Below are 21,644 nucleotides of genomic sequence, written 5' to 3' on the forward strand. Positions count from 1 at the left end.
AAGAGGTGCAAATCTGGGAGACAGGAAGCTATTCCATATTTAGGATTTGTTGAAATTTAAAATCCTCTAATTCTTTTTTGAGATGGCGATTTTCCTCTTGGAGCAAGATCAAATGATTCTCTGTTTTGATGATATTGCGACTCAAATAGTAGATCTGACTTGTGAGGTAGATTTTGGGAAGGCAAAAAATAAGAGCAAAAAAACAAAAAAAGAATATCAATCTCAAATCTTTGTAACCCAAAAACGATGGAGCTTCTTGTGGTGTAGAGACATCGATTTGGGAGAGTGCGTCTTTTTCATTTTCGCTAATTGTTTGTGTGTTCATTGTCGTCCTAAAAAATGAAATGCCCTCATCTTAGCACTCCTTGAGCGAGGATTGGCTTTGACTTCTTGCGTTGATGGGGTGATTGGTTTTTTGGTGAGAATTCTACCACGACTATGGGTATTTCCACACTCACATCGCAAAATTTCTGGTGGGCATATACAAGATTTTTCCCATTGCTTGAAAGTATTTTTGATGATTTTGTCCTCCAAAGAATGAAAAGAAATGATTGCGATGATTGTGTCTTGCAACGCAGAATCTGCAATTTGTTGCAAAAGAGACTGCAGAACTTCTAGCTCTTGATTGACCTCAATCCTCAAAGCTTGAAAAGCCAAAGTCGCAGGATGTATTTTGTGCTTTTTGAAATGCTTTTGCAGAAAATCGCTCAATTCTTTGGCACTTTCAAAAGACTTCCTTTTGCGTTCCTCTGCGATCAGACTAGCCATTTTTTTGTATTCTCTGATTTCTCCATAGTCGCAAAAAATGCGTTCCAATTCTATTTTGGAATATTGATTGATAATATGAGAGGCTTTGATAGGGTTGTTTGTGTCCATACGCATATCAAGATTTTCAGAATCAAAGCAAAAGCCCCTCTCTTTTGCGTCAAGTTGCAATGAGCTAACGCCAATATCTGCAAGTATGCCTACAATCGGTGCAGATGAGAGTGCTTCAGTGATTTTTGAAGCAAAATTACCCTCCAAAATCTGCACCCTATCAGCTGGTAGAAATTGTTTGCAAAAATCCCTCGCTTGTTTGTCTTGATCGATTCCGATGATATTGAGCTGTGGATGAGCTTCAAGCAAAGCAGAAGTGTGCCCTCCAAAACCCAAAGTGCAATCAATGAGATAGCCTGATGTCAAGGAGGAAAAAACCTCCAAAACTTCATTTTTTAAAACAGGGATATGTGGGCTCAAATGCGTGCTACCCCTTCTTCTCTAGCGCTTTGTGCGATTGCTTGAGAGAGTTTTTCGCACAAGCGTTTATCAAAAGGCATTGGGATAATGTAGTTTTTGCCAAATTTCAATTCTCTTTTATAAAGTGTGCAAAGCTCTTGTGGAACTTCCTCTCTTGCAAGTTCTGCAAGTGCGATGGCACAAGCTTTTTTCATCTTTTCTGTGATTTTTGATGCACGCACATCAAGAGCACCGCGGAATATATAAGGGAAAGCCAAAACATTATTAATCTGATTGGGGTAATCACTCCTTCCCGTAGCCACGATAGCATCTGGTCGTGCTTCTTTGACAAGTTCGGGCTTAATCTCTGGGTTAGGATTGCTCAAAGTAAAAAGTAGGGGATTGGGAGCCATTTGTTTGATGTCATCTTGTGTAAGAATGTCTGCACGCGACAAACCAAGCAAAACATCAGCATCTTTCAATGCTTCCTGATATGAAGCATAATCTTCATTTGAAACAAACTCTTGTTTTTGTGCATTCAAATCTGTGCGTTTGTGATTGATGAGTCCCACAGAATCAAACATCAAAATGTTTTTTGCTCCAAAGCTCCTATACATGCGCGCACAAGAAATTGCACTCGCACCTGCCCCGATCACAACGATTTTGAGATCTTCAATCTTTTTGCCAACAATCTCACAAGCATTGAGCAAAGCTGCACTGCTCACAATCGCTGTGCCGTGCTGATCATCGTGCATTACAGGGATATCTAGCTCTTCAATCAAAGTTTTTTCGATCTCAAAACACTCTGGTGCCTTGATATCCTCAAGATTGATTCCTCCAAAAGTTGGGGCGATAGCTTTGATGATCTCAATAATTTTTTTGGGATCTTTTTCATCGATTTCGATATCAAAAGAATCAACATCTGCAAATTTTTTGAACAACACACATTTGCCCTCCATCACAGGCTTGCCTGCCAATGTGCCGATGTCTCCCAATCCCAAAACTGCCGTTCCATTGCTGATCACAGCGACTAGATTGCCTTTGCTTGTCAAATCATAGGCTTTGAGCGGATCGCTCTGAATCTCTTTGCATGGGTATGCCACGCCCGGAGAGTAGGCAAGTGATAAGTCTTCAAAGCTTTCAAGAGAGGTTTTGGGTGTGATGGCGATTTTGCCACCTTGGTGATAAAGATTGGCTTTTTCTTTGAGGTCTGACATTTTGACTCCTTGTATTTGAATTTGTGTTTCAGCAAAATACCATAATAAATTTTTGATAGATTGCTTTTGTGTTTTTGTAATGCCGATTTGCAAAAAACCTACAATAACTTTTCTACTTTGTAACAAAAGGCTTAATTTTACCCCATCAATGAAACAAAACGCAAAAAGTAGTGCAACTTGTTGAACTAAAATTTCCAATTTTCATTGTAAAATCCTACGCAGAATGTAAGCCCAAAAGGCATACTTCAAGATTTTACCCCACAAAGGATGCAAAAATGATGAAAAAAATTTTGGTAAGTTCAGTTGTTGCTGGAATGTTGTGTGTAGCAAATGCTCAAACTTATGCTGTGGTTGATGGACAAAAAATCACAGATCAAGATATGAGTTTTTTCAAACAAATGGTGCCGGGTTTTGATTTTGCTAGATTGAACAAAGATCAAAAAATGGAAGTCATCAATCAGTTGATTGAAAGAAAACTCGCACTCTTGGCAGCCAAAAAAGACAATATTCAAAAAAACAAAGAATACAAAGAGGCATTGACAAGTATTAGCAACAATTTGGCGATTGATTTTTGGGTGAAGGCTCAAAGAGAAAAATTTGCCCAAAAGGCAAAGGTCACAGAAGCAGAAGCCAAACAATTCTATGACGCAAATCAAAATCGCTTCATTGAGCAAGAGGCAGATATTAGAATGATTGTTGTCAAAACAAAAGAAGAGGCAGAGGCAATCATCAAGGATTTGAAAGACAAAAAAGGTAATGCACTCAAAGAGGCTTTTATCAAAGCAGCCAATGAAAAATCAATCGATCCAAATGTCAAGCAAAAGCAAGATGGGGGCAATCTTGGGAAAATCGATCGCAATCAAATGTTGCCTCAATTTGTAGAAGCAGTGTTTGATCTTACTCCAAAAAGCATCACTCTCACACCGATTCAGACTCAAGCTGGATACCATATTATTTTCTTGGAAGACAAAACAACTCCCAAAACAATTAGCTTCAGCGAGGCAAAAGCAGGGATTGAAAATGGACTCCAAAACGAAAGAATTAATCAAATGCTTGTAGAAGAAATGAAAAAAATGAGAGAAAAAGCAAAAGTAAAAATCGAAGAAATCAAATAAGCTTCTGCAATCAAACAAGGAGTTATGATGTTGGTGTCAGGGAATGAAATCTTACTTAAAGCTCACAATAAGGGCTATGGCGTCGGTGCGTTTAATTTTGTCAATTTTGAAATGCTCAAAAGTATTTTTGAATCAGCAGATGAAGTTTCCTCGCCATTGATTGTTCAGGCAAGTGAGGGGGCGATCAAATATATGGGGATTGAAATGGTGGTGGGAATGGCTAAGCTTTTTGCACACAAGTATCCCCATATCCCCGTGGCTTTACATCTAGATCACGGCACTAGCTTTGAGAGTTGTAAAAATGCGATTGAAGCAGGTTTTACTTCTGTGATGATTGATGCTTCCCACCATAGTTTTGAAGAGAATCTCCAAATCACAAAAGAAGTTGTGGATTTTGCACACTCTAGGGGTGTGAGCGTAGAGGCAGAACTTGGGCGTTTGATGGGGATTGAAGATAATATCTCTGTAGATGAAAAAGATGCTTGTCTTGTCAATCCCAAAGAAGCAGAAGTTTTTGTCAAAGAAACGCAAGTGGATTTCCTCGCCCCTGCTATTGGCACAAGCCACGGAGCTTTCAAATTCAAAGGTGAGCCAAAGCTTGATTTTGATCGTTTGCTAGAGGTGAAAAAACTCACGAACATACCCCTTGTTTTGCATGGTGCAAGTGCGATTCCTCAAGAAGTGAGAGAGTCATTTCTTCAAAGTGGAGGAGATCTCAAAGGAAGCAGGGGAGTCCCATTTGACTTTTTGCAAGAAGCAGTAAAAGGGGGAATCAACAAAATCAATACAGATACAGATTTGAGAATCGCATTTATCGCGGAGGTGAGAAAAGTGGCAAATGCCAACAACTCCGAATTTGATTTGAGGAAATTTTTCACACCGGCAATGAGTGCTGTAAAGCAAGTCATTACGCAAAGAATGCAACTTCTTGGAAGTGCAAATAAAATCTAAAGGAATACAATGGCAATTGGAATGAGCGAATTGAAAAAGGGGCTAAAAATCGAGATTGATGGGATTCCATACAGAATCACAGAATATCAACATGTCAAACCCGGCAAAGGAGCGGCTTTTGTGCGTGCAAAAATCAAATCTTTTTTGGACGGCAAAGTGATTGAGAAAACTTTCCACGCAGGTGACAAGTGCGAAGAGCCAAATTTGGCAGAAAAAACAATGCAGTTTCTCTATCACGACGGAGAGAGCTATCAATTTATGGACACTACGACCTATGAGCAAATCGCTTTGAGTGAAGATCAGGTTGGAGATGTCGCAAAGTGGATGATTGATGGAATGAATGCCCAAATCCTTTTCCACAACAACAAAGCAATTTCTGTCGATGTCCCTCAAGTCGTTGAGCTAAAAATCGTAGAAACTGCTCCAAATTTCAAAGGCGATACTTCTAGTGGAGGCAAAAAACCTGCAACACTTGAGAGTGGAGCAGTGGTGCAAATCCCTTTTCATGTGCTAGAGGGCGAAGTGATTCGTGTCAATACCGAAACAGGTGAATATGTCGAAAAAGTCAAATAAACAAATCTTGGTGCCATTTGCCGAAGGATTTGAAGAAATCGAGCTTGTGAGCATTGTTGATATATTGCGGAGGGCAGGGGTTGGAGTGAGCTTGGCATCAATTGATGCTTCACCCACACAAAAAGGCGCACATCATATTGCCATCGTTGCTGATATGTCTTTGGAAGATGCAAAAATCGATCAATTTGATGGGATTGTGATGGCTGGGGGAATGCTAGGGGTTCAAAATATGCAAAAATCCTCCACACTATTGCAGTTTTTGCAAACATTTCATTCTCAACAGAAATTAATCGGAGCGATTTGTGCTGCTCCGATTATTCTTGATGATCTCAAATTGCTCAAGCAAGATTTTTGCTGTTATCCTAGTTGTGAGAACTTGATGAAAAATACCACTGCATCACGCCTTGTGCTTCCATATATCAAACAAGGTCACATTATCACCGCGACAGGTCCTGCCTCGGCTCTTGAATTTGCACTTGGGATTGTAGAATCTTTGCTTGGAATAGAAGAAAAAAGCAAGCTTGCAAAGGAGCTGTTACGATATGCCTAATCTTACCCCCCCCCCCACTATACTACACTACATAGCTTAAGGGTTTTTGGCTTAAGGGTTTTTGCCTACGATTTTGGCGAGGTGTTTTGATGAAAATTGAAACACTCAAAAAAATCCCGCGTTTTATCATAGAAACTGCCAAAAATGTCCGCAAGGTATCTCTGTATCAAGAAACTTGGTTTTTGAACCAAAGACATCGTGAGATTTCTTGGACACAATATGCACCACAAACCACAGAAACCAACCATAGAATTGTTGTAAGCCTAACAACCCATAAAGAACGCATAGAATATTTGCACTTTGTCCTAGATTCTCTGTATATGCAAACTTTGCCACCAGCAGAAGTGCAACTTTATGTCGCCAAAGGCGAATATACAACATACCCCAAAATTTTGGAAAAGTTTCAACCTTGGTTAAAAATAATTGAGGTAGAAGATTTGGGTTCGTACAAAAAATTCATCCCCGCACTCCTTAATGCCTCCAAATCGGAGGTGATAATCAGTTTGGATGATGATTTTATCTATCCACATTATTTAATCTCCTCGTTATATTCTCATTTTTTAAAAAATCAAAATTCGCTTGTGGGGTATTGTGGTTTCAAGAATGGAAAAGAATATTTCGAAGGAATTGCTGGAGGGCTTGGAATTTTGTGGAATCCAAATATATTCAATATTGAAAAAATGCCATTTTTTTTCGATCAGAGATTGTTTATGGAACAGATTGGTAGGAATTACGATGATGGCTGGATCAGTTTGAGTTGTTTGGAGCAAAAGATTCAAATTTCTTGCATACAAGAATATAGTTATGAGCTTCTTAGAAGATTTTATGAGTTGCCAAGCGGAAAGCTTTATGCAATTAGCTCAAGTGGTGAAGGTGTTAATTACATTAGTGCGGAAGAAAAAAAGATACTAAGAGAAAAAACAAGAAAAATCATTCAAGAACAATTGAAACTCTAAATAGAGAGTGACGCATTATCAGGTTTCAATGCCTCAAATGTGCCAAAAATTCGGTGCGTGTTTTGGAATCTTCTTTGAATATCCCTCTAACTGCACTTGTGAGCAGTGTGGCAGATTTTTTTTCTACTCCTCTCATCACCATACAAAGGTGCGTAGCCTCGCATACAACCATAGCACCTTTGGGATTAAGCTCTTGAATCAAATTTTCAATCACTTCATAAGTTAGATTTTCTTGTGTTTGCAAGCGTCTTGCAAAAACCTCGACTAATTTAGCAAAATCACTAATTCCTGCAATTTTTTCTCTTGGGATATACCCAATACTTATATGTCCAAAAAAAGGCAATAGATGGTGTTCGCACATCGAATAAAACTCAATATTTTTGATCACAATCATCTCATTATAAGGAATCTCACAAAAGGTAGAAGCAAACACTTCTTGAGGCGTTTTGCTATATCCACTATAAAGAGTTTGAAAAGCCTCTTCAAGACGCTTGGGGGTTTTTCTCAATCCCTCGCGTTCCGCATTTTCTCCTATATATTCGCTCAACTCTTTGACAAAACGATTCAAAAATTCAGCACTCATTTTCTTGTCCTCTCATTTCTTTTTGAGCTATACATTCAAGCAATATAGTTGCATAAGAGCCTTTGGGCAATTCAAAAGAAAGCTCAAAATGTGCCTTTTGTGGAATGTATTCCCCTTGAATATTTTGGGGGAAAACCCACGCGAAGCGATGACTTCCTGATTCTGTGACTTGTTCATCGATGTATCGCTCACTCAATGCCCACGCCTCATCTTGAGGCAATGTGATCTTTTTCCCACTCAAAACCCCACAAGGCACAATTTCTTGTTTTGCAAAACGCTCAACTTCTTGAGACAAATCTTGCAAAGCAAAGAGTTTCCCATAGGGATAGTGGTGCAACAAATCGCCTCGCACAATCTTAAATGGCTGTTTTTGCTCTATTAGGGATTGAAAATCCAAAGACAATGGGAAGTTTAAAGTTTGCGATGCTTTTTTTATCTCTTTTGCATCAAAATCATTGCACAATCTGCTAAGTAAAATTCGATTGGAAAGCCATTGGTTAAAAAGATAGCTTTGATAACTAGAGACAAGAAACTGCTCTATTTTGTTGTATTTTTTTTTCTTGCTTACAAGTTTTTTGCCCTCTAGATAATTATCCCCAAATTTCCCAAAACGCTGATAGCCAAAATAATTTGGCATACCCCACAGAGCAATTTCTCCAAGAGCTTGATCGATTTTTTGTGCATTGAGCGGAGAGACTTTTTTTAGTCGTATAAAAAAAGCATTACCCTTGAGATGTCCGATACGCATTTTGTTGCGATGCTGGGCTGTGTGGAGTATTTTGATTTGATTTTCTTGCAAAACTTCCAAGTTGCCCTCCAAGATGTTTTGAAATCTTGCTGGAATCGTGATGTATTGAGTGGTGAGGGCATTTTTGTCTTTGAGCCCTGCATATCCGATTTCTCTTTGGGGGCAACCCAAAACGCTAGATAAAATTTTAAGCATTTCGGGGGTGGAGAGTCCCTTTTTTCTCACTTGAAGCATTAGATGCTCTCCATCATCACTTGCAGGATACAGAGGGATTTCATTGACGACAAAATCACGCGGATTTTGAGAAAAATAAAAATCAATCTCTGAGTGAGTGAGGAGAAAATTTTTGTGCATTTATGGCTCCAAGTATGGGTTTTGAATCTTGATTCTAACTCAAAAACTTAAGAAAACTCTATTATGCCCTCAATATTTGCCTGATACAAGGTGATATTGGATCAGCCTTAAGTTGTGCAATGAGATTGATGTGCTATGATTGCATTTTACTTAGTCAATATCAAAGAGAATACAATGAAAAAAATCGCAATTTTGGGGCAACCCAATGTTGGCAAAAGCTCATTATTTAATCGTTTGCTCAAACAACGCAAAGCAATCACTTCAGAGATCGCTGGAACCACAAGGGATGTCAATCATAGCATTGTTGAGATTGAGGGACATTCTATCCAAATGATAGATACTGGTGGGATTGATGAGAGTGGGGGCTTGTTTGCCAAAGTCAAGGAGCTAAGCCTCAAAGCAGGAAAAGAAGCAGATCTCGTGCTATATATGGTCGATGGCAAAATGCCTCCACAAGAGGTGGATAGGCAAATGTTTTTTGCTTTACAAAAGAGTGGCAAAACCTGCGTGCTCGTGATCAACAAAATCGATAATGACAAAGAAAGAGAGATAGGGTGGGAGTTTGCAAACTTTGGAGTCAAAGATTTTTTGATGATTTCTGCAAGTCACAATCGTGGGATTTTGGCACTCAAAAAGTATATTTTGGACATTTTGGGATTGGCAGTCATTGAGTGTGTGCAAGAGGAGGAAAGCCAAAGCCTTGAGGAGTTTTTGCAAGAAGTGGAGGAACAGGAGGAAACAAAGCCAAAAATCAATGTCGGAATCATCGGGCGTGTGAATGTTGGTAAAAGCTCCCTGCTCAATGCACTTTTGGGCAAAGAACGCAGTGTGGTCAGCGATGTAGCTGGAACGACGATTGATCCTGTGGATGATGAATTGGAGTTTGAGGGACATCAGATTTGTTTTGTGGATACTGCTGGGATTCGCAAACGCAGTAAGATCGAAGGGATTGAACGCTATGGCTTAGATCGCACACGCAAGGTGCTAGACAAAAGCGATCTGGCACTATTGGTGCTAGATGTGAGTATGAGCTTTGTTGAGCTTGATGAACGCATTAGCTCCTTGATTGATGAGTATGCTCTTGGCGTGATTGTGGTTTTGAACAAATGGGATATACGATGTCAAGAATACGAGGGGATTATTGCAGAATTTAAACGCAAGTTTAGATTTTTGGAATACGCACCCTTCATCACAGTGAGTGCCAAAAATGGGCGTCATATCCACGAAGTCAGAATGAAAATCTTAGAGGTTTATCAGAACTACTCAAGACGCATTCCTACAGCCAAACTCAATGAAATGATTCAAGAAGCGACTAGGCGTCATCCTTTGCCAAGCGATCATGGGAAGCTTGTGAGGATTTATTATGCGACACAATATCAGATTTGTCCTCCACAGATAGCCCTTGTAATGAATCGCCCAAAATCCTTGCATTTTAGCTATAGGCGTTATTTGGTGAATTTCCTAAGAAGCCAATTTGATTTTTCAGGCACCCCCATTTTCATCACTTCAAGAGGCAAAAATACTAAGCAGTGGGAAGAAGGGGAGGGGCAAGAAAAAGATACTTTGCTACAATAATAAGAAAAAAGAGGTGAGATGAAAGAGATTTTTTTGTGCTCAATTAGCAATGTCAGTAGTGGGAATTGTAGTGAGGATTGTGCATATTGCACACAAAGTAGCAAATATGATACAGGAGTGCAAAAATACAAATACAAACCCGTTGAAAATGTCATCCAAGAAGCAAAAGAACTCAAAAAATATGGAATGGTGGGATTTTGTCTTGTGACTTCAGGGCGTGGGCTTGATCACAAAAAATGCGAATACATTGCCTCTCTTGCAAATGCTATCAAACAAGAAATCCAAGACATTCACCTCATCGCGTGCTGTGGGCGTGCGGATTTGGATTCTTTGAAATATCTCAAAGCCAATGGGATTGATAGCTATAACCACAATTTAGAAAGTGCAAAAAGCTTTTTTACTCACATCTGCACAACGCACACTTGGGAAGAAAGATTTGAAACTTGCGAAAATGCCCTTAGGGCAGATTTGGGGCTTTGTAGTGGTGGAATCTTTGGACTTGGGGAAACACTATTTCATAGAATCGAATTGCTCAAAGCCTTGCGTTCGCTATCTCCTCATTCAGTGCCGATTAATTTTTTCATCCCAAATCCTGCATTGCCGATCAAAGAGGGCGTAATGTGTGTAGATGAGGCATTGGAATGTATCGCTTTGGCAAGAGAATATTTGCCCAATGCGAGATTGATGATTGCTGGAGGACGCGAGAAGGTCTTTGGGGATCAGCAAAAATCTATGTTTGATGCGGGGATTGATGCAATCGTTTTGGGTAATTATTTGACAACTCAAGGCGATAATCCACAAAAAGATTTGAAAATGCTAGGAGATTATGGATATGGTGTCATCGAAGCCAAAAAAGGCATTTCAATGCTAGAGGGCTATGGGCTCAAACCTGCCAAAGAATGCAAATGATAAGAGAATTTTTAGCAGTCATTTTGTCCAAATGCAAAAAAGTTTATGGATTTTTGACACATGAAGACGAGCTATTTGTCTATGCCTCATCGCTAAGCTTTTATACAATCTTTGCCTTTATCCCATTGTTGCTCATCGTGATTTTTGTTTTGCTTTTGTTGCCCAATTTTCAAGAAGCCTACAAAGAAGCTGAAAACCTGATCCTCTCTAGCGTCTTACCCGCACATTCTGAAATGATTGCTGATTTTTTGAATCCTCTACTGCAAAACACCTCAAGCATTGGTATGTTGGGCTTTGTTTATGTGATTTTCACTTCTATTTTGTTTTTTCGCAACTACGAATACATCACTTCCAAAATGTTCAATTCTTCCACCCGTAGCTTTTTGAATTCTCTTAGCACATATTGGATGCTTGTGTCATTTTGTCCGATTGTGCTTGGCGTTTCTTTTTATTTTGTATTTCGATACAAAGCTTTTTTGGATTCTAATCTCCCTGTGCTAGATGCAATCACACCGATCCTGTTTGCTTGGCTGATTTTTCTTGTCTTGTTCCGCATTTCTGCCAACAAAACCTTGCGTTTGAAGGCTTTGGCTCTATCTTCTTTCATCACATCGCTTGGCTGGAATCTCGCCAAATGGGCGTTTGTGTATTATATAAGCTACAATCAATCCTATCGCGATATTTATGGCTCTATTGCCTTTGTGCTTTTTAGTATGCTTTGGATTTATGTTTCTTGGTTTGTTATTTTGCTAGGAATGCGTCTTTGCGAGGGATTTGAACGCAAGATTCAAAAACTACAATTGGAGGTTGATAATGTTAGATAAAAAATTACAAATAAAAATGGCAAACACTCTTAGAGTCTTGTGTGCTGAAATGGTGCAGAAGGCAAATAGTGGGCATCCCGGTGCACCTATGGGATTGGCAGATCTTGCAGTTGTGTTATCACAACATATCAATGTGGATCCCACACATTCTCAATGGCTCAATCGCGATCGTTTGGTTTTTAGTGGAGGGCATTGCTCGGCTTTGGTGTATTCTCTTTTGCATTTATGGGGGTTTGATGTGACATTAGAAGATTTGCAGTCTTTTCGTCAGCTGGGGAGCAAAACCCCCGGTCACCCTGAGTTTGGGCATACTCACGGAGTGGAAATCACCACTGGTCCTTTGGGGCAGGGCGTTGCCAATGCGGTGGGATTTGCGATGGCAAGTAAATATGCTCAAAATATTTTGGGCAAAGAAGTGATCAATCATTTTGTCTTTTGTTTGTGTGGAGATGGGGATTTGCAAGAGGGGATCAGCTATGAGGCTTGTTCTCTTGCAGGACATCATCAGCTAGATAATCTGATTTTGATTTATGATAGCAATGCAATCACAATCGAGGGGGATACACAAATTGCAATGAGTGAAAATGTCAAAATGCGTTTTGAAGCACAGGGGTTTGAAGTTTTGGAATGCGATGGGTATTGTTTTGATTCTCTGAATCAAACATTTGACAAAGCCAAATCATCCAAGCAACCCACCCTCATCATCGCCCATACTATCATTGGTAAAAATGCTCATACATTGGAGGGAAGCCACAAGACACACGGATCGCCACTAGGTGCAGAGGTTTTGGCTCAAAGTAAGCAAAATATGGGCTTTGATTCAGAGCAAAGCTTCCAAATCTCTCAAGAAGTTTTGGAGAGTTTTAGGCAAACAATGCACAGGGGCATTGCTATGTATCAGCAATGGGAAACAACTATCTCTCAAGACACACAAGCCAAAATCCAAGAATTGCAAAATCCAGATTTGTCAGCGATTGAATATCCGACATTTCAAGAGGGGACACAAATCGCCACAAGGGTGAGCAATGGAGAGATCCTTAATGCGATTGCAAAGAAACATCAAGGATTTTTGGGTGGAAGTGCAGATCTTGGACCTTCAAATAATACCTTGCTCAAAAATGAGGGAGATTTCCCCAATGGGCGTAATTTGCATTTTGGAATCCGCGAACACGCAATGGGTGCTATTTGCAATGGAATTGCAAATTATGGTTTGTTTTTGCCTTATTGTGCGACATTTTTTGTGTTTAGTGATTATATGAGTGCAAGCGTGCGTGTGGCTTCGATTATGAAATCACAAGTTTGGTATATTTGGACGCACGATAGTATCGGAGTAGGGGAAGATGGGGCAACACATCAACCCATCGAGCAACTCACACATTTTAGAGCAATGCCCAATCTCTATGTTTTCCGCCCTGCTGATGCCAATGAAAATCTTGCGTGTGTCAAAGTGGCTCTAACGCTCAAGGCTCCGAGTGCCTTTGTTTTGAGTCGCCAAAATCTTGAGGTTTTGCCATCCACAAATCAAGATCGCGTTGCAAAAGGTGGATATGCACTTTGTGAGTGCGAAAATCCAGATGTGATTCTTGTCGCCACAGGTTCTGAAGTCAAGTGTGCGTTGGAGAGTGCAAAGATCCTAGAAAATGAGGGCAAAAGAGTGCGTGTGGTGAGTATGCCATCATTGGAGTTGTTTAGAGAACAAAGCCAAGAATATCAAGATTCTGTTCTCTCAAATCGCGATCGCACAATTGCGATTGAGGCTTCAAGGGGCTTAGAGTGGTATGAATATGCAAATCAAGTTGTAGGAATGCAAAGCTTTGGGGCGTCAGGCAAGGGCAATGAACTCTTTGAGCACTTTGGTATCAATGTCAAGACAACTTTGGAAGTTGCTAGAAAAATATGCCAATGAAGCTTTTTGTTTTTTCTAGCTCAAGGGCACTCAATCATTTTTTGCACCAACAAGATGGGATATTTTTGCCCCACACGACGACCCTAAGCGATTTTTTTGAGTATGCTACGCTTGTGAGAAGCAAGAAAAAAATCCCGCCCTACCTCAAAAGAGCGATTTTGCTAAAAGTGCTCAGGGCTTTTCGGTTTAGCGACAAAGAATTCCAAACACTTTTTTTTGAAAAAAACTTTGTGGCATTTTTGGAAACCTCGCGGTTTTTGTTTGATTTTTTCAATGAGATCCATCAACATCAAATCAAGATTCAAGAAATCCCCCAAAAAGATATTTATGGAGACTATCAAGACCATCTCAATGTGCTTGAGCGTATTTATGAAGCTTATCAGCAAGAGTTGGAAAAGAATAGATTCTATGATATATCCAGTGAGTTTGAGATTTTTGAAAGCTATCTTGAGAAATACGATGAAATCCATATCCACCTTGATGGCTTTTTGTCTCAAAGAGAGAGAGCGATCTTGGATCAAATCGCTTCTAGACATCAAGTGTTTTTGCATCTCAATATCGATGCCTACAACCTCAAACATTTTGATTTTGTGGGAGAGGGGATTGAAGAAGACTATAGATATTGCATAGACTACAGCTCCAAAACTATCCTTTCTGCGACTCCATATCCCCTCAATGGAGTGTTTCATACAGCATCTTTTAGCCTTAGAATCGCACAATGTGCTTGGATTTTTGAAAAAGTGTCAGAATGGATTAAAGAGGGGGTAGATACAGACAAAATCGCGGTGGTTTTGCCTCAAGAAGACTTCACTCATTATCTCAAGGTTTTGGATCGTTATCGCAATCTTAATTATGCGATGGGATTTGCACTAGAAACCTCTCTGCTAGAGGAATTGAAAGCATTGCAAAATGTCGGTGATTTGGAGCTAGATCAATGCGATGGAATGCAGAAAATCACGCATTTGCAAACTATCGTGCGTGAAAAACTCGCTTGTATTCCACAATCATTGGGCTATGAAGTCGATGAAATGTTGTTTGTGTATAGTCAAAATGCAGAATGCTTTCAGCATTTCAAGTTTTCTGAACTCTTGGAGTTGTTTTGTTCTGAAATATCTAGATACACAAGCTCTGACAATAGTGGAGGCAAAATCCGTGTAATCGGTCTTTTGGAAAGTCGTGGAATGGAGTTTGAAAAGGTCATCATTCCTGATTTCAGTCAAGACAACATTCCCAACCTCAAAGACAATGATATGTTTTTGAATTCTACGCTACGCAAACTCGTGCAAATGCCAACCCTTCAAGATAAGCAGGATTTACAAAAACATTATTATCTAGACTTATTCAAACGCTCAAAAGAAATCTGCATTTTGCACAAAGAGGGCAAGGCATCGGATTTTCTAGAAGAGCTTGGGGTGCAATATCAAGAGCAGACAAGGCTTCCGATTCTTTTTGACAAACCTGATACTTTTGGTTTTGTCGAAGAGGATTTTTGCAGTCGTTATGACAAACCACTCTCTTCAAGTGCATTGAGACTATTCCAAGAGTGCAAACGAAAGTTTTACTACACATACATCAAACGCTATTCTGATTTGTTGTTTGAGCAAGAGGAACTTTCTCTGACAATCGGAACTCTCATCCACCAATGCCTAGAAGTCGCCTATGCTGACAAAGAGGTGATCGAAAAAAAAGACATCAAAGAAATAGAACAGAAATTTCTCAAACATCTCAGAGGCTTATTGTCGCAAGAGGGGAATGCGTTGCTAGAATTCAAGGCAGATTTGATTGCAATGCAAATGAGCAGGTTTTTTGATTCTGAACGCACACGCGCTCCTTTTATCCTCACAGAAAGAGAAAAAGAGTTTGAGTTGCAATACAATGGTTTTGTGCTAAAGGGGAGGATTGATCGCATTGACATTTGCGATGATGAAGTGTGGGTGATTGATTACAAAACATCAGCTTCTCAGAATCAAAAAATCAATGAGATCCAAAGTGCGATTTATGCACTCTATGCCCAAAGCCAACATCCGACACGCACGATCAAAACTTTGTTTTATTATGTGCGAGATGGCGTAATGTGTGCTGATCAACAAATCAACACCTCTATCCAAACGCTAGATGAACTTTTGGCAGAGTTTAGAGGCGAGATTGAATACACAAAAACAGAAAATCAAGCAGTGTGCTCTCAATGCACCTTTGCCAATCTCTGTAATCGCTGAAAGATAAAGATGGATTTGAGAGATTTGAGATACAATTTAAACCAAAAAGGAGGAAGATATGCAGAGTTTATGGAATCTAGATTGCCTTTTTGCTAGTCAAAAAGAGCTTGAAGAAAAAGCCAAAAAGCTAAAAATCAAAGCAGAGGATTTTGAGAAAAACTACAAAGGCAAACTCGCACAGCAGACTGATTTTCCGATGATTTTGAAACAATATGAGAGCTTGTGTGAGGGCATCGCCTCTATCCAAACTTACACCTTTTTGTTGTTCGCACAAAATAGCGACAATGGGGATATTTATGCAAAATATGAAATGATATGCAATGAGATTCAGGCTTTGCTTTTGTTCTTTGAGTTGGAGTTTTGCAATCTCACACAAGATAAGCAAAACAGCTTCATCCAACAATCTCCAGATTATGCTTTCTATCTCCAACAACTAATCGCACAAAAAAAACATCAACTCACTTTGGATCAAGAGCAGGTTGTTTTGGAGCTTTCACCCGTTGGGGTAGGGGCTTTTTCAAGATTTTTTGATGAACATCTAAGTCGTATGCGTTTTCAGATGAAACAAAATGGCAAAAAAATAGAGCTTGGCGAAGAAGAGATCTTGGCTTGTTTGCATTCTGCAAATCGCAAAGAACGCAAAAAGGCACAGAAACTTTTCACCGAGAAACTTCAAGAATCTCGACATTTTCTCACTTTTGTTTTGAATATGATTCGCAAAGATTTGAGCATTTTCACCAAAATGCGTCAATACCCTAGAAAAGAGAGTTTCCGTCATATTGATAATTGTGCGACTCAAAAAAGCGTGGATACTTTGATTGAAGTGGTAGAACGCAATTATAAAATCGTGGAAGATTATTACCTACAAAAAAGAGAGCTACTTGGTGTCAAAAAGCTCAAAGACTATGATCGCTATGCTCCAATTAGCACAGACAAAAAAACACAAAAGATTGGCTATAGCGAGGGGCTTGAGCTAGTATTGCAAAGCTTTGAGGAATTTTCCCCTATTTTTGCAGGGATTGCCAAACAAGCATTGCAAGAGGGGTGGATTGATTCTCATCCTAGGGACAAAAAGCGTGGTGGGGCTTTTAGTCACGGATGTGTGCCATCAGCCCACCCTTTTGTAATGCTCAACCACACAGATGGGCGTCGTGATGTTTTTACGATTGCACACGAGTTTGGGCACATGGTCCATCAAGAATTGAGCAAAAAGCAGGGCTATCTCAATATGGACACTCCATTGACAACAGCTGAAACTGCCTCTGTGTTTGGGGAAATGCTGTTGTTTGACACGCTCAAAAACAAAGTGGATAAAGAGGAGCTCCTAAGCCTTTATGCAGGTAAAATCGAAGATATTTTTTCGACACTATTCCGCCAAATCGTGATGACTAAGTTTGAACGCAAGATACACGCAAGTGAAGATGAATTAAAAAGCCAAGATTTTGATGCGATTTGGATAAAAGAAAATCAAAAAATGTTTGGCAAGAGTATCAAACTCACCAAAAACTATGCAAGCTGGTGGAGCTATATCCCTCACTTCATCCATTCTCCGTTCTATTGCTATGCGTATAGTTATGGGCAACTGCTCGTTCTCGCACTTTTTGGATTGTATAAAGAATCAATTGCAAACAACAAAAAAGAAGAGTTTGTGAAAACTTATATTGAGTTTTTGAGTGCTGGCGGAAGTCGATCTCCTAGAGATTTGATTGCTACATTTGGTTTTGATATTGAAGATGAGCGATTTTGGGAGATCGGTATCAAGCAGATTAAGATTCTTTTGGAAGAATTTCAAGCTTTGAAATGAGAGATAAAGGGTAGCCCATGTTTTCTTATCAACACAGAATCATCAATGCGTCTTTACGCACCTTGCTCAAACTACACGCACAAGAGATGATACAAAAGCTAGAACAAGAAAAGATCCCTTTTAGCATTGCTTGTGACATCTCAAAAATCACCTTTGATCCTCCACTCAATCACGATGCTTTGGAGCTTCTTGGAGCGATTAATATTTTTGTGCTTTCTGGCTATAGTTTGGAAACTCTTGAGCTTTCTGCACAATTCTTTCAATTCCGTGCTGGGGTGACTCAAGATACAGATGTGAGTATCGCCGTGCCTTATGATGCGGTGGTGCAGATCATATTCCAACCCGAAGATTCTGCAAATGGAATTATTTTGTTTAGCAATCCTGTTGAGACACTGATGTATGGACAAGTTGATGAAATAGACGAGGATGAAGGATTTACTGATTCTCTAAATGCTATTTTGTCCAAAAATCAAGAACTGATGAGGGGCTAGATGAAAAGTTTGTTGAAAGTCTTGTGTGCGTTGGCGATTGCTGCTTCTTGGTATTTGTTTAGTGGTCAAGGATCAGAAAGCACGAGCATAGCGTTTTTTTTCATTGTATTGTTTGCACTTTTTGTCAAGCCAGTGCAACCCAATCAATCTCGTATCAAAAAGCAATATTTGGAGAAATTGAGAGAGGGAGTTGAAAGGAATCAAGAGATCAAAAAGCGTTATACAAAAGAAAGAAATGTCGTTTATAAAGATTTTAGAAAAAAGGATTAACAATGGAATTGATTTTGATGATTGTGGCAATTGGTGTAATGTATTACCTCTACAATGTGCTAACTGAATATTTGCAAAATGAAGACAATGATAGATTGTTTCGCTATGGAAGAGGGGAGGGGGAGATGCCAATTATGGAAATAAAAGTCAGACCGATCGAACAAAGTGAATTTGAAAAACTACAATCAAGCGAATATGGGACTATTATGGCGATTTTGGGCTATGTGGCAAATGCTGATGGCGAAGTGTGCGTGCTAGAAAAGCAAATGGCTTATGCAGTCAGCGAAGATATGCTTGGAGATACCAAAAACAAGACTGAAAACACTCTTGCTTATTATCGCCAGATTTTTGATGAAAGCACAAATGATGCAGACATCCAAACCCTATGCCAACGATTTCAAGATTTTACAAAAGGAGAATACAAGAAGCGTCTTAAGGTGCTAGAGTTTTGTTTTGCGATGGGGTTTGCAGATGGTGTGCTCAATGAGAAAACACAAGAAGCGATTTTGGATGTGGGGTCGTTTTTGGATATTGCCAACGAGGATTTCAATCGAATCTATCAAGAGTTTAGTCAGCAAAATGAAGTAGAAGTAGGGGAAGCTGAAGCCAAAGAGATTTTGCAGCTACAGGGAGGGGAGGGACAAGAAGAGATTGCCCAACGCTACAAAGAATGCGTTTCCAAAGCCAAGCAAAACATTCTTGATGAGACGCAAAGCTCCCCTGCCTCAGAGCGTCTCGATCATTTGCGTAAAATCCAAAAATCCTATGAGCTTTTGTCAAAATCCCACCAAAATGACAACTGACAAAATACTTTCCAAAAAAGATTTCAAGATCCTTGCCCTCTCCTCATTTGGGGGGATGCTTGAGTTTTATGATTTCATTATTTTTATTTTTTTTACGCGGTTCATCTCTCAACTTTTTTTTTCATCAGAGTTAGACATATTCTGGCAAACCTTTAACACCTATGCTATCTTTGCGTCGGGTTATTTGGCACGACCGGTAGGTGGCATAGTAATGGCACATTTTGGTGACAAATTTGGTCGCAAAAAAATGTTTATGCTAGGTTTGTTTCTCATGGTGATTCCGACTTTTGTGCTATCACTCATTCCCACCTATCAACAGATTGGTATTTTTGCCCCATTGTTGCTGATTGGCATACGCTTCATGCAGGGGATTGCTATTGGGGGAGAGGTGCCCGGAGCGTGGATTTTTGTCAAAGAGCACGCACCTCCCAAGCAAATCGGATTGTATTTGAGCGTCTTGACTGCTTCTATCGTTGGGGGTATTTTGCTAGGAAATATTATCGCCCTCATCACTCATTATCTATTCACTCAAGATGAATTGATGGCTTGGGCGTGGAGGATTCCGTTTTTTGTCGGTGGTATTTTTGGCATTATTGCGATCTTTTTGCGTCGCTTTTTGGAAGAAACGCCCATTTTTGTTCAAATGCGTCAAGAGGGGAGGTTGCAAAAATTTCCATTGCAGACAATGCTGTATTCTTCCAAAAAACCCATTGTGTTTTCAATGCTGATTTCTCTAGTCCTTACAGGTTGTATTTTGATATTTATTTTGTTGATGCCAAACTTCATACAAGAGATTTTGAATCTAGATTTTATTTCAAGATCTTACTGGCAAATGATAGGTATTTTTATTTTGATGTTTGGCTGCGTGATCGCTGGAAAAAGTGCTGATTCTTGGGGGATACCAAAAGCTTGTAGGTCGTTTGCGATCGGACTTGGAATCTGCTCGGTGGTGTTCTTTGTTGGACTTTATGGCTTGATGATTCCAAACAATTGGATTATGTTTGCGTATTGCTTGGTTTGCTTTTTTTGTGGGATTATGATTTTTAGCCCACTCATAATGACTCTATTGTTTAAACCCCAGTTTGCTTTCTCGGGTCTCTCTTTTTCTTACAATATCATTTATGCTATTGCGGGAGGGATCACCCCACCTTTGGTTTTTACATTGCACAACTATGCCATTGCCTCTGGGACATTGCATTGGTTTGGAGTATTTGGTTTGTGCCTATATATCCTCACACTTGTATCAATCGCTTTGTTTGTCAGCAAATCATTCATTCGCTCAGATCATCCATAATACTCGCCGCTTCAAGCAAACGCTTCTGATCAAAATGCGTATAGATCCTACTCGTGTTGAGATCAGCATGTCCCAAAGCCTCTTGCACCAACACAAGATCTTGCTTCTTTTGATAGAGTAGGGTGGCAAAACTATGACGTAACATATGCGCCCCCATTTTTTCTTTGTGGATCCCTGCATACATAAGAATCTGATCGACTATTTTATAAAGGTAGGCTTGAGTGATAGGTTTGCCTTTTTGATTGCAAAACAAATATTCTCCCTGAAGCCCCAAAATCTTGCGTTGCTCAAGCCATTGTTCCAAAAGATTTTGGATATGCTTTTTTTTGATCATCACCACACGCATTTTGTCTCCTTTCCCACGAATCTGCAACAAATACACTTCATTCTCTGGGAAAATATCTTTGAGACGCAGATTGAGAGCCTCGCTCACACGCACCCCGGTATATACGATTAGCTTGATTGCAAGGCAATTCCTAGCACTCACTTTATCTGACTGCCGATAATCATCGATCGCTTGCAAAAAAATCTCTAGTTCTTTTTCATTCATATATGCAGGTAACTTTTGCCCACTTTTGCCCCGTATGCCACCAATATTTTTGAGCGTAATGTCAAAAACATAAGAAGTGTTATCGGCTTCTTGATTTTGTTTATCGATATACCCAAAAAACCCAATGATAGCGATTCTATAATTTTTTTTACTCGCAGGACTAAGACCACTGCCCTCGATCACCAAAAAATCGCTCAAGCATTCCTCATCGATTTCTTTCATACTTCCAAAACCGATATTAACTAGATAGGGAAACAAGCGAAGTAGGGGGTTGGCATAAGTTGCAATGCCAATCATACCTACATTACGCGCTTCTTTGCAAATCTCCTCCAATTCTTGAATCGTATTCACGCCTTTTTGTAGTTTGCCCACAAGGAGAGTGAGGCGTCCTTTGTCTGTTACATTTTTGTTTGAAAGTGTCGTGAGCTTATAACGCAAAAAGCGTATCAACCAAAACAACAAGGTTTCTTCAAAGCTTTGCTTATGATCCAAAGGATAACGCATCCACTCTCCTAATTTTGAGCTTATGTGCAAAAAATGAATTTTAGTATAATTACAACGCTTGAAAAAGCTAAATTATTAGTTGTCAATGCCGTATGGAGATTGTTGTTTGGAAAAGGTTTGACATTTGCAGCAAATGCAACCATCACAAGAGCAGTATAAAACTTTTTTGAGGGGCTTTGGGGCTTTGCCTTGAGGTCTCTCTTTTTTGTTTTTTATATTTTAGTTATGAAAACCAT

22 protein-coding genes are annotated in these 21,644 nt (G+C 39.6%); 16 read left to right on the forward strand and 6 right to left on the reverse strand.

All coding sequences use genetic code 11. The features are described from left to right. Window positions 1-28: 28 nt before the first annotated feature. From BBW65_RS01275 to BBW65_RS01285, 3 genes are read right to left on the reverse strand one after another with little or no spacing between them, the layout of a single operon-like run. Entirely contained in the window at window positions 29-325 is a 297-nt protein-coding gene (locus BBW65_RS01275) for a hypothetical protein (protein WP_083985969.1), read from the reverse strand. Beyond that, window positions 322-1,236 carry a 16S rRNA (cytosine(1402)-N(4))-methyltransferase RsmH gene (rsmH, locus tag BBW65_RS01280; protein WP_066338647.1) on the reverse strand — a complete coding sequence of 305 codons (915 nt, stop codon included), beginning with the start codon at window positions 1,234-1,236 and terminating at the stop codon, window positions 322-324. The genes BBW65_RS01275 and rsmH overlap by 4 nt, the downstream gene beginning before the upstream one ends. Next, a complete protein-coding gene (locus BBW65_RS01285) occupies window positions 1,233-2,432 on the reverse strand; it encodes a malic enzyme-like NAD(P)-binding protein (RefSeq protein ID WP_066341745.1) in 1,200 nt (399 codons plus the stop codon). Before BBW65_RS01285 ends, rsmH begins: the two co-directional genes overlap by 4 nt. Before the next feature lie 275 nt (window positions 2,433-2,707). Between BBW65_RS01285 and BBW65_RS01290 the strand changes: the two genes are divergently transcribed. From BBW65_RS01290 to BBW65_RS01310, 5 genes are all read left to right on the forward strand, one after another. Next, window positions 2,708-3,547, forward strand: coding sequence for a peptidylprolyl isomerase (locus tag BBW65_RS01290; RefSeq protein WP_066338649.1), 840 nt, complete (start codon window positions 2,708-2,710; stop codon window positions 3,545-3,547). Window positions 3,548-3,574: 27 nt separating this feature from the next. Continuing rightward, window positions 3,575-4,498 carry a class II fructose-bisphosphate aldolase gene (locus BBW65_RS01295; RefSeq protein ID WP_066338657.1) on the forward strand — a complete coding sequence of 308 codons (924 nt, stop codon included), beginning with the start codon at window positions 3,575-3,577 and terminating at the stop codon, window positions 4,496-4,498. Window positions 4,499-4,507: 9 nt separating this feature from the next. Next, the gene (gene efp, locus BBW65_RS01300) at window positions 4,508-5,071 is read left to right on the forward strand and encodes an elongation factor P (RefSeq protein ID WP_066338659.1); all 564 of its coding nucleotides are present in this window, start codon (window positions 4,508-4,510) and stop codon (window positions 5,069-5,071) included. Then, window positions 5,052-5,621 (forward strand): DJ-1 family glyoxalase III, encoded by a 570-nt coding sequence (locus BBW65_RS01305; protein ID WP_066338661.1) that lies wholly within the window; start codon window positions 5,052-5,054, stop codon window positions 5,619-5,621. The genes efp and BBW65_RS01305 overlap by 20 nt, the downstream gene beginning before the upstream one ends. Window positions 5,622-5,710: 89 nt before the next feature. Further along, entirely contained in the window at window positions 5,711-6,577 is an 867-nt protein-coding gene (locus BBW65_RS01310) for a hypothetical protein (protein ID WP_066338668.1), read from the forward strand. 25 nt (window positions 6,578-6,602) lie between these two features. Here the strand turns inward: BBW65_RS01310 and folE are convergent, their stop codons facing one another. Both folE and truD read right to left on the reverse strand, forming a co-directional pair. Next, window positions 6,603-7,145: a GTP cyclohydrolase I FolE gene (gene folE / locus BBW65_RS01315; protein WP_407645231.1), complete on the reverse strand. Its 543-nt coding sequence runs from the start codon at window positions 7,143-7,145 to the stop codon at window positions 6,603-6,605. 4 nt (window positions 7,146-7,149) lie between these two features. Next, the gene (truD, locus tag BBW65_RS01320) at window positions 7,150-8,262 is read right to left on the reverse strand and encodes a tRNA pseudouridine(13) synthase TruD (RefSeq protein WP_066338672.1); all 1,113 of its coding nucleotides are present in this window, start codon (window positions 8,260-8,262) and stop codon (window positions 7,150-7,152) included. A gap of 174 nt (window positions 8,263-8,436) precedes the next feature. On the opposite strand from truD, the gene der reads away from it, so the two are divergent. The 10 genes from der to BBW65_RS01370 are packed head-to-tail and all read left to right on the forward strand — an operon-like array spanning window position 8,437 to window position 20,354. Further along, entirely contained in the window at window positions 8,437-9,837 is a 1,401-nt protein-coding gene (gene der, locus BBW65_RS01325; RefSeq protein WP_066338673.1) for a ribosome biogenesis GTPase Der, read from the forward strand. Between the two features lie 18 nt (window positions 9,838-9,855). Next, window positions 9,856-10,746: a biotin synthase gene (locus tag BBW65_RS01330; protein WP_066338676.1), complete on the forward strand. Its 891-nt coding sequence runs from the start codon at window positions 9,856-9,858 to the stop codon at window positions 10,744-10,746. After that, window positions 10,743-11,570 (forward strand): YihY family inner membrane protein, encoded by an 828-nt coding sequence (locus BBW65_RS01335; RefSeq protein ID WP_199919448.1) that lies wholly within the window; start codon window positions 10,743-10,745, stop codon window positions 11,568-11,570. Before BBW65_RS01330 ends, BBW65_RS01335 begins: the two co-directional genes overlap by 4 nt. Beyond that, a complete protein-coding gene (tkt, locus tag BBW65_RS01340; RefSeq protein ID WP_066338682.1) occupies window positions 11,560-13,476 on the forward strand; it encodes a transketolase in 1,917 nt (638 codons plus the stop codon). The genes BBW65_RS01335 and tkt overlap by 11 nt, the downstream gene beginning before the upstream one ends. Next, a complete protein-coding gene (locus BBW65_RS01345) occupies window positions 13,473-15,692 on the forward strand; it encodes a PD-(D/E)XK nuclease family protein (RefSeq protein WP_066338684.1) in 2,220 nt (739 codons plus the stop codon). Before tkt ends, BBW65_RS01345 begins: the two co-directional genes overlap by 4 nt. Window positions 15,693-15,750: 58 nt before the next feature. After that, complete coding sequence (locus tag BBW65_RS01350) at window positions 15,751-17,496, forward strand: M3 family oligoendopeptidase (RefSeq protein WP_066338689.1); 1,746 nt, start codon at window positions 15,751-15,753, stop codon at window positions 17,494-17,496. A 17-nt stretch (window positions 17,497-17,513) separates the two neighbouring features. After that, window positions 17,514-17,987 (forward strand): hypothetical protein, encoded by a 474-nt coding sequence (locus BBW65_RS01355; RefSeq protein WP_066338691.1) that lies wholly within the window; start codon window positions 17,514-17,516, stop codon window positions 17,985-17,987. Further along, the gene (locus BBW65_RS01360) at window positions 17,988-18,257 is read left to right on the forward strand and encodes a hypothetical protein (RefSeq protein WP_066338693.1); all 270 of its coding nucleotides are present in this window, start codon (window positions 17,988-17,990) and stop codon (window positions 18,255-18,257) included. It abuts the gene before it with no gap. Between the two features lie 2 nt (window positions 18,258-18,259). Beyond that, entirely contained in the window at window positions 18,260-19,060 is an 801-nt protein-coding gene (locus BBW65_RS01365; RefSeq protein WP_066338695.1) for a TerB family tellurite resistance protein, read from the forward strand. After that, entirely contained in the window at window positions 19,050-20,354 is a 1,305-nt protein-coding gene (locus BBW65_RS01370; RefSeq protein WP_066338700.1) for an MFS transporter, read from the forward strand. The genes BBW65_RS01365 and BBW65_RS01370 overlap by 11 nt, the downstream gene beginning before the upstream one ends. Here BBW65_RS01370 and BBW65_RS01375 read toward each other — a convergent pair. Next, complete coding sequence (locus BBW65_RS01375; RefSeq protein WP_066338702.1) at window positions 20,332-21,408, reverse strand: tyrosine-type recombinase/integrase; 1,077 nt, start codon at window positions 21,406-21,408, stop codon at window positions 20,332-20,334. The two genes, BBW65_RS01370 and BBW65_RS01375, sit on opposite strands and share 23 nt — an antisense overlap. A gap of 33 nt (window positions 21,409-21,441) precedes the next feature. Between BBW65_RS01375 and BBW65_RS08075 the strand changes: the two genes are divergently transcribed. Further along, a complete protein-coding gene (locus tag BBW65_RS08075; protein WP_267886404.1) occupies window positions 21,442-21,567 on the forward strand; it encodes a hypothetical protein in 126 nt (41 codons plus the stop codon). Window positions 21,568-21,644 lie beyond the last annotated feature (77 nt).

It is taken from the genome of Helicobacter enhydrae (assembly GCF_001693335.1).
GTDB classification, from domain to species: Bacteria; Campylobacterota; Campylobacteria; order Campylobacterales; family Helicobacteraceae; genus Helicobacter_G; species Helicobacter_G enhydrae.

What these genes read in the sequence shown, in the direction of transcription:
- BBW65_RS01275 (WP_083985969.1), bottom strand. Translation starts at nt 325, where the DNA reads ATGAACACACAAACAATTAGCGAAAATGAAAAAGACGCACTCTCCCAA.
- BBW65_RS01285 (WP_066341745.1), bottom strand. Translation starts at nt 2,432, where the DNA reads ATGTCAGACCTCAAAGAAAAAGCCAATCTTTATCACCAAGGTGGCAAA.
- BBW65_RS01290 (WP_066338649.1), top strand. Translation starts at nt 2,708, where the DNA reads ATGATGAAAAAAATTTTGGTAAGTTCAGTTGTTGCTGGAATGTTGTGT.
- BBW65_RS01295 (WP_066338657.1), top strand. Translation starts at nt 3,575, where the DNA reads ATGTTGGTGTCAGGGAATGAAATCTTACTTAAAGCTCACAATAAGGGC.
- efp (WP_066338659.1), top strand. Translation starts at nt 4,508, where the DNA reads ATGGCAATTGGAATGAGCGAATTGAAAAAGGGGCTAAAAATCGAGATT.
- BBW65_RS01305 (WP_066338661.1), top strand. Translation starts at nt 5,052, where the DNA reads ATGTCGAAAAAGTCAAATAAACAAATCTTGGTGCCATTTGCCGAAGGA.
- BBW65_RS01310 (WP_066338668.1), top strand. Translation starts at nt 5,711, where the DNA reads ATGAAAATTGAAACACTCAAAAAAATCCCGCGTTTTATCATAGAAACT.
- truD (WP_066338672.1), bottom strand. Translation starts at nt 8,262, where the DNA reads ATGCACAAAAATTTTCTCCTCACTCACTCAGAGATTGATTTTTATTTT.
- der (WP_066338673.1), top strand. Translation starts at nt 8,437, where the DNA reads ATGAAAAAAATCGCAATTTTGGGGCAACCCAATGTTGGCAAAAGCTCA.
- BBW65_RS01330 (WP_066338676.1), top strand. Translation starts at nt 9,856, where the DNA reads ATGAAAGAGATTTTTTTGTGCTCAATTAGCAATGTCAGTAGTGGGAAT.
- BBW65_RS01335 (WP_199919448.1), top strand. Translation starts at nt 10,743, where the DNA reads ATGATAAGAGAATTTTTAGCAGTCATTTTGTCCAAATGCAAAAAAGTT.
- tkt (WP_066338682.1), top strand. Translation starts at nt 11,560, where the DNA reads ATGTTAGATAAAAAATTACAAATAAAAATGGCAAACACTCTTAGAGTC.
- BBW65_RS01345 (WP_066338684.1), top strand. Translation starts at nt 13,473, where the DNA reads ATGAAGCTTTTTGTTTTTTCTAGCTCAAGGGCACTCAATCATTTTTTG.
- BBW65_RS01350 (WP_066338689.1), top strand. Translation starts at nt 15,751, where the DNA reads ATGCAGAGTTTATGGAATCTAGATTGCCTTTTTGCTAGTCAAAAAGAG.
- BBW65_RS01355 (WP_066338691.1), top strand. Translation starts at nt 17,514, where the DNA reads ATGTTTTCTTATCAACACAGAATCATCAATGCGTCTTTACGCACCTTG.
- BBW65_RS01360 (WP_066338693.1), top strand. Translation starts at nt 17,988, where the DNA reads ATGAAAAGTTTGTTGAAAGTCTTGTGTGCGTTGGCGATTGCTGCTTCT.
- BBW65_RS01365 (WP_066338695.1), top strand. Translation starts at nt 18,260, where the DNA reads ATGGAATTGATTTTGATGATTGTGGCAATTGGTGTAATGTATTACCTC.
- BBW65_RS01370 (WP_066338700.1), top strand. Translation starts at nt 19,050, where the DNA reads ATGACAACTGACAAAATACTTTCCAAAAAAGATTTCAAGATCCTTGCC.
- BBW65_RS01375 (WP_066338702.1), bottom strand. Translation starts at nt 21,408, where the DNA reads ATGCGTTATCCTTTGGATCATAAGCAAAGCTTTGAAGAAACCTTGTTG.
- BBW65_RS08075 (WP_267886404.1), top strand. Translation starts at nt 21,442, where the DNA reads ATGAATTTTAGTATAATTACAACGCTTGAAAAAGCTAAATTATTAGTT.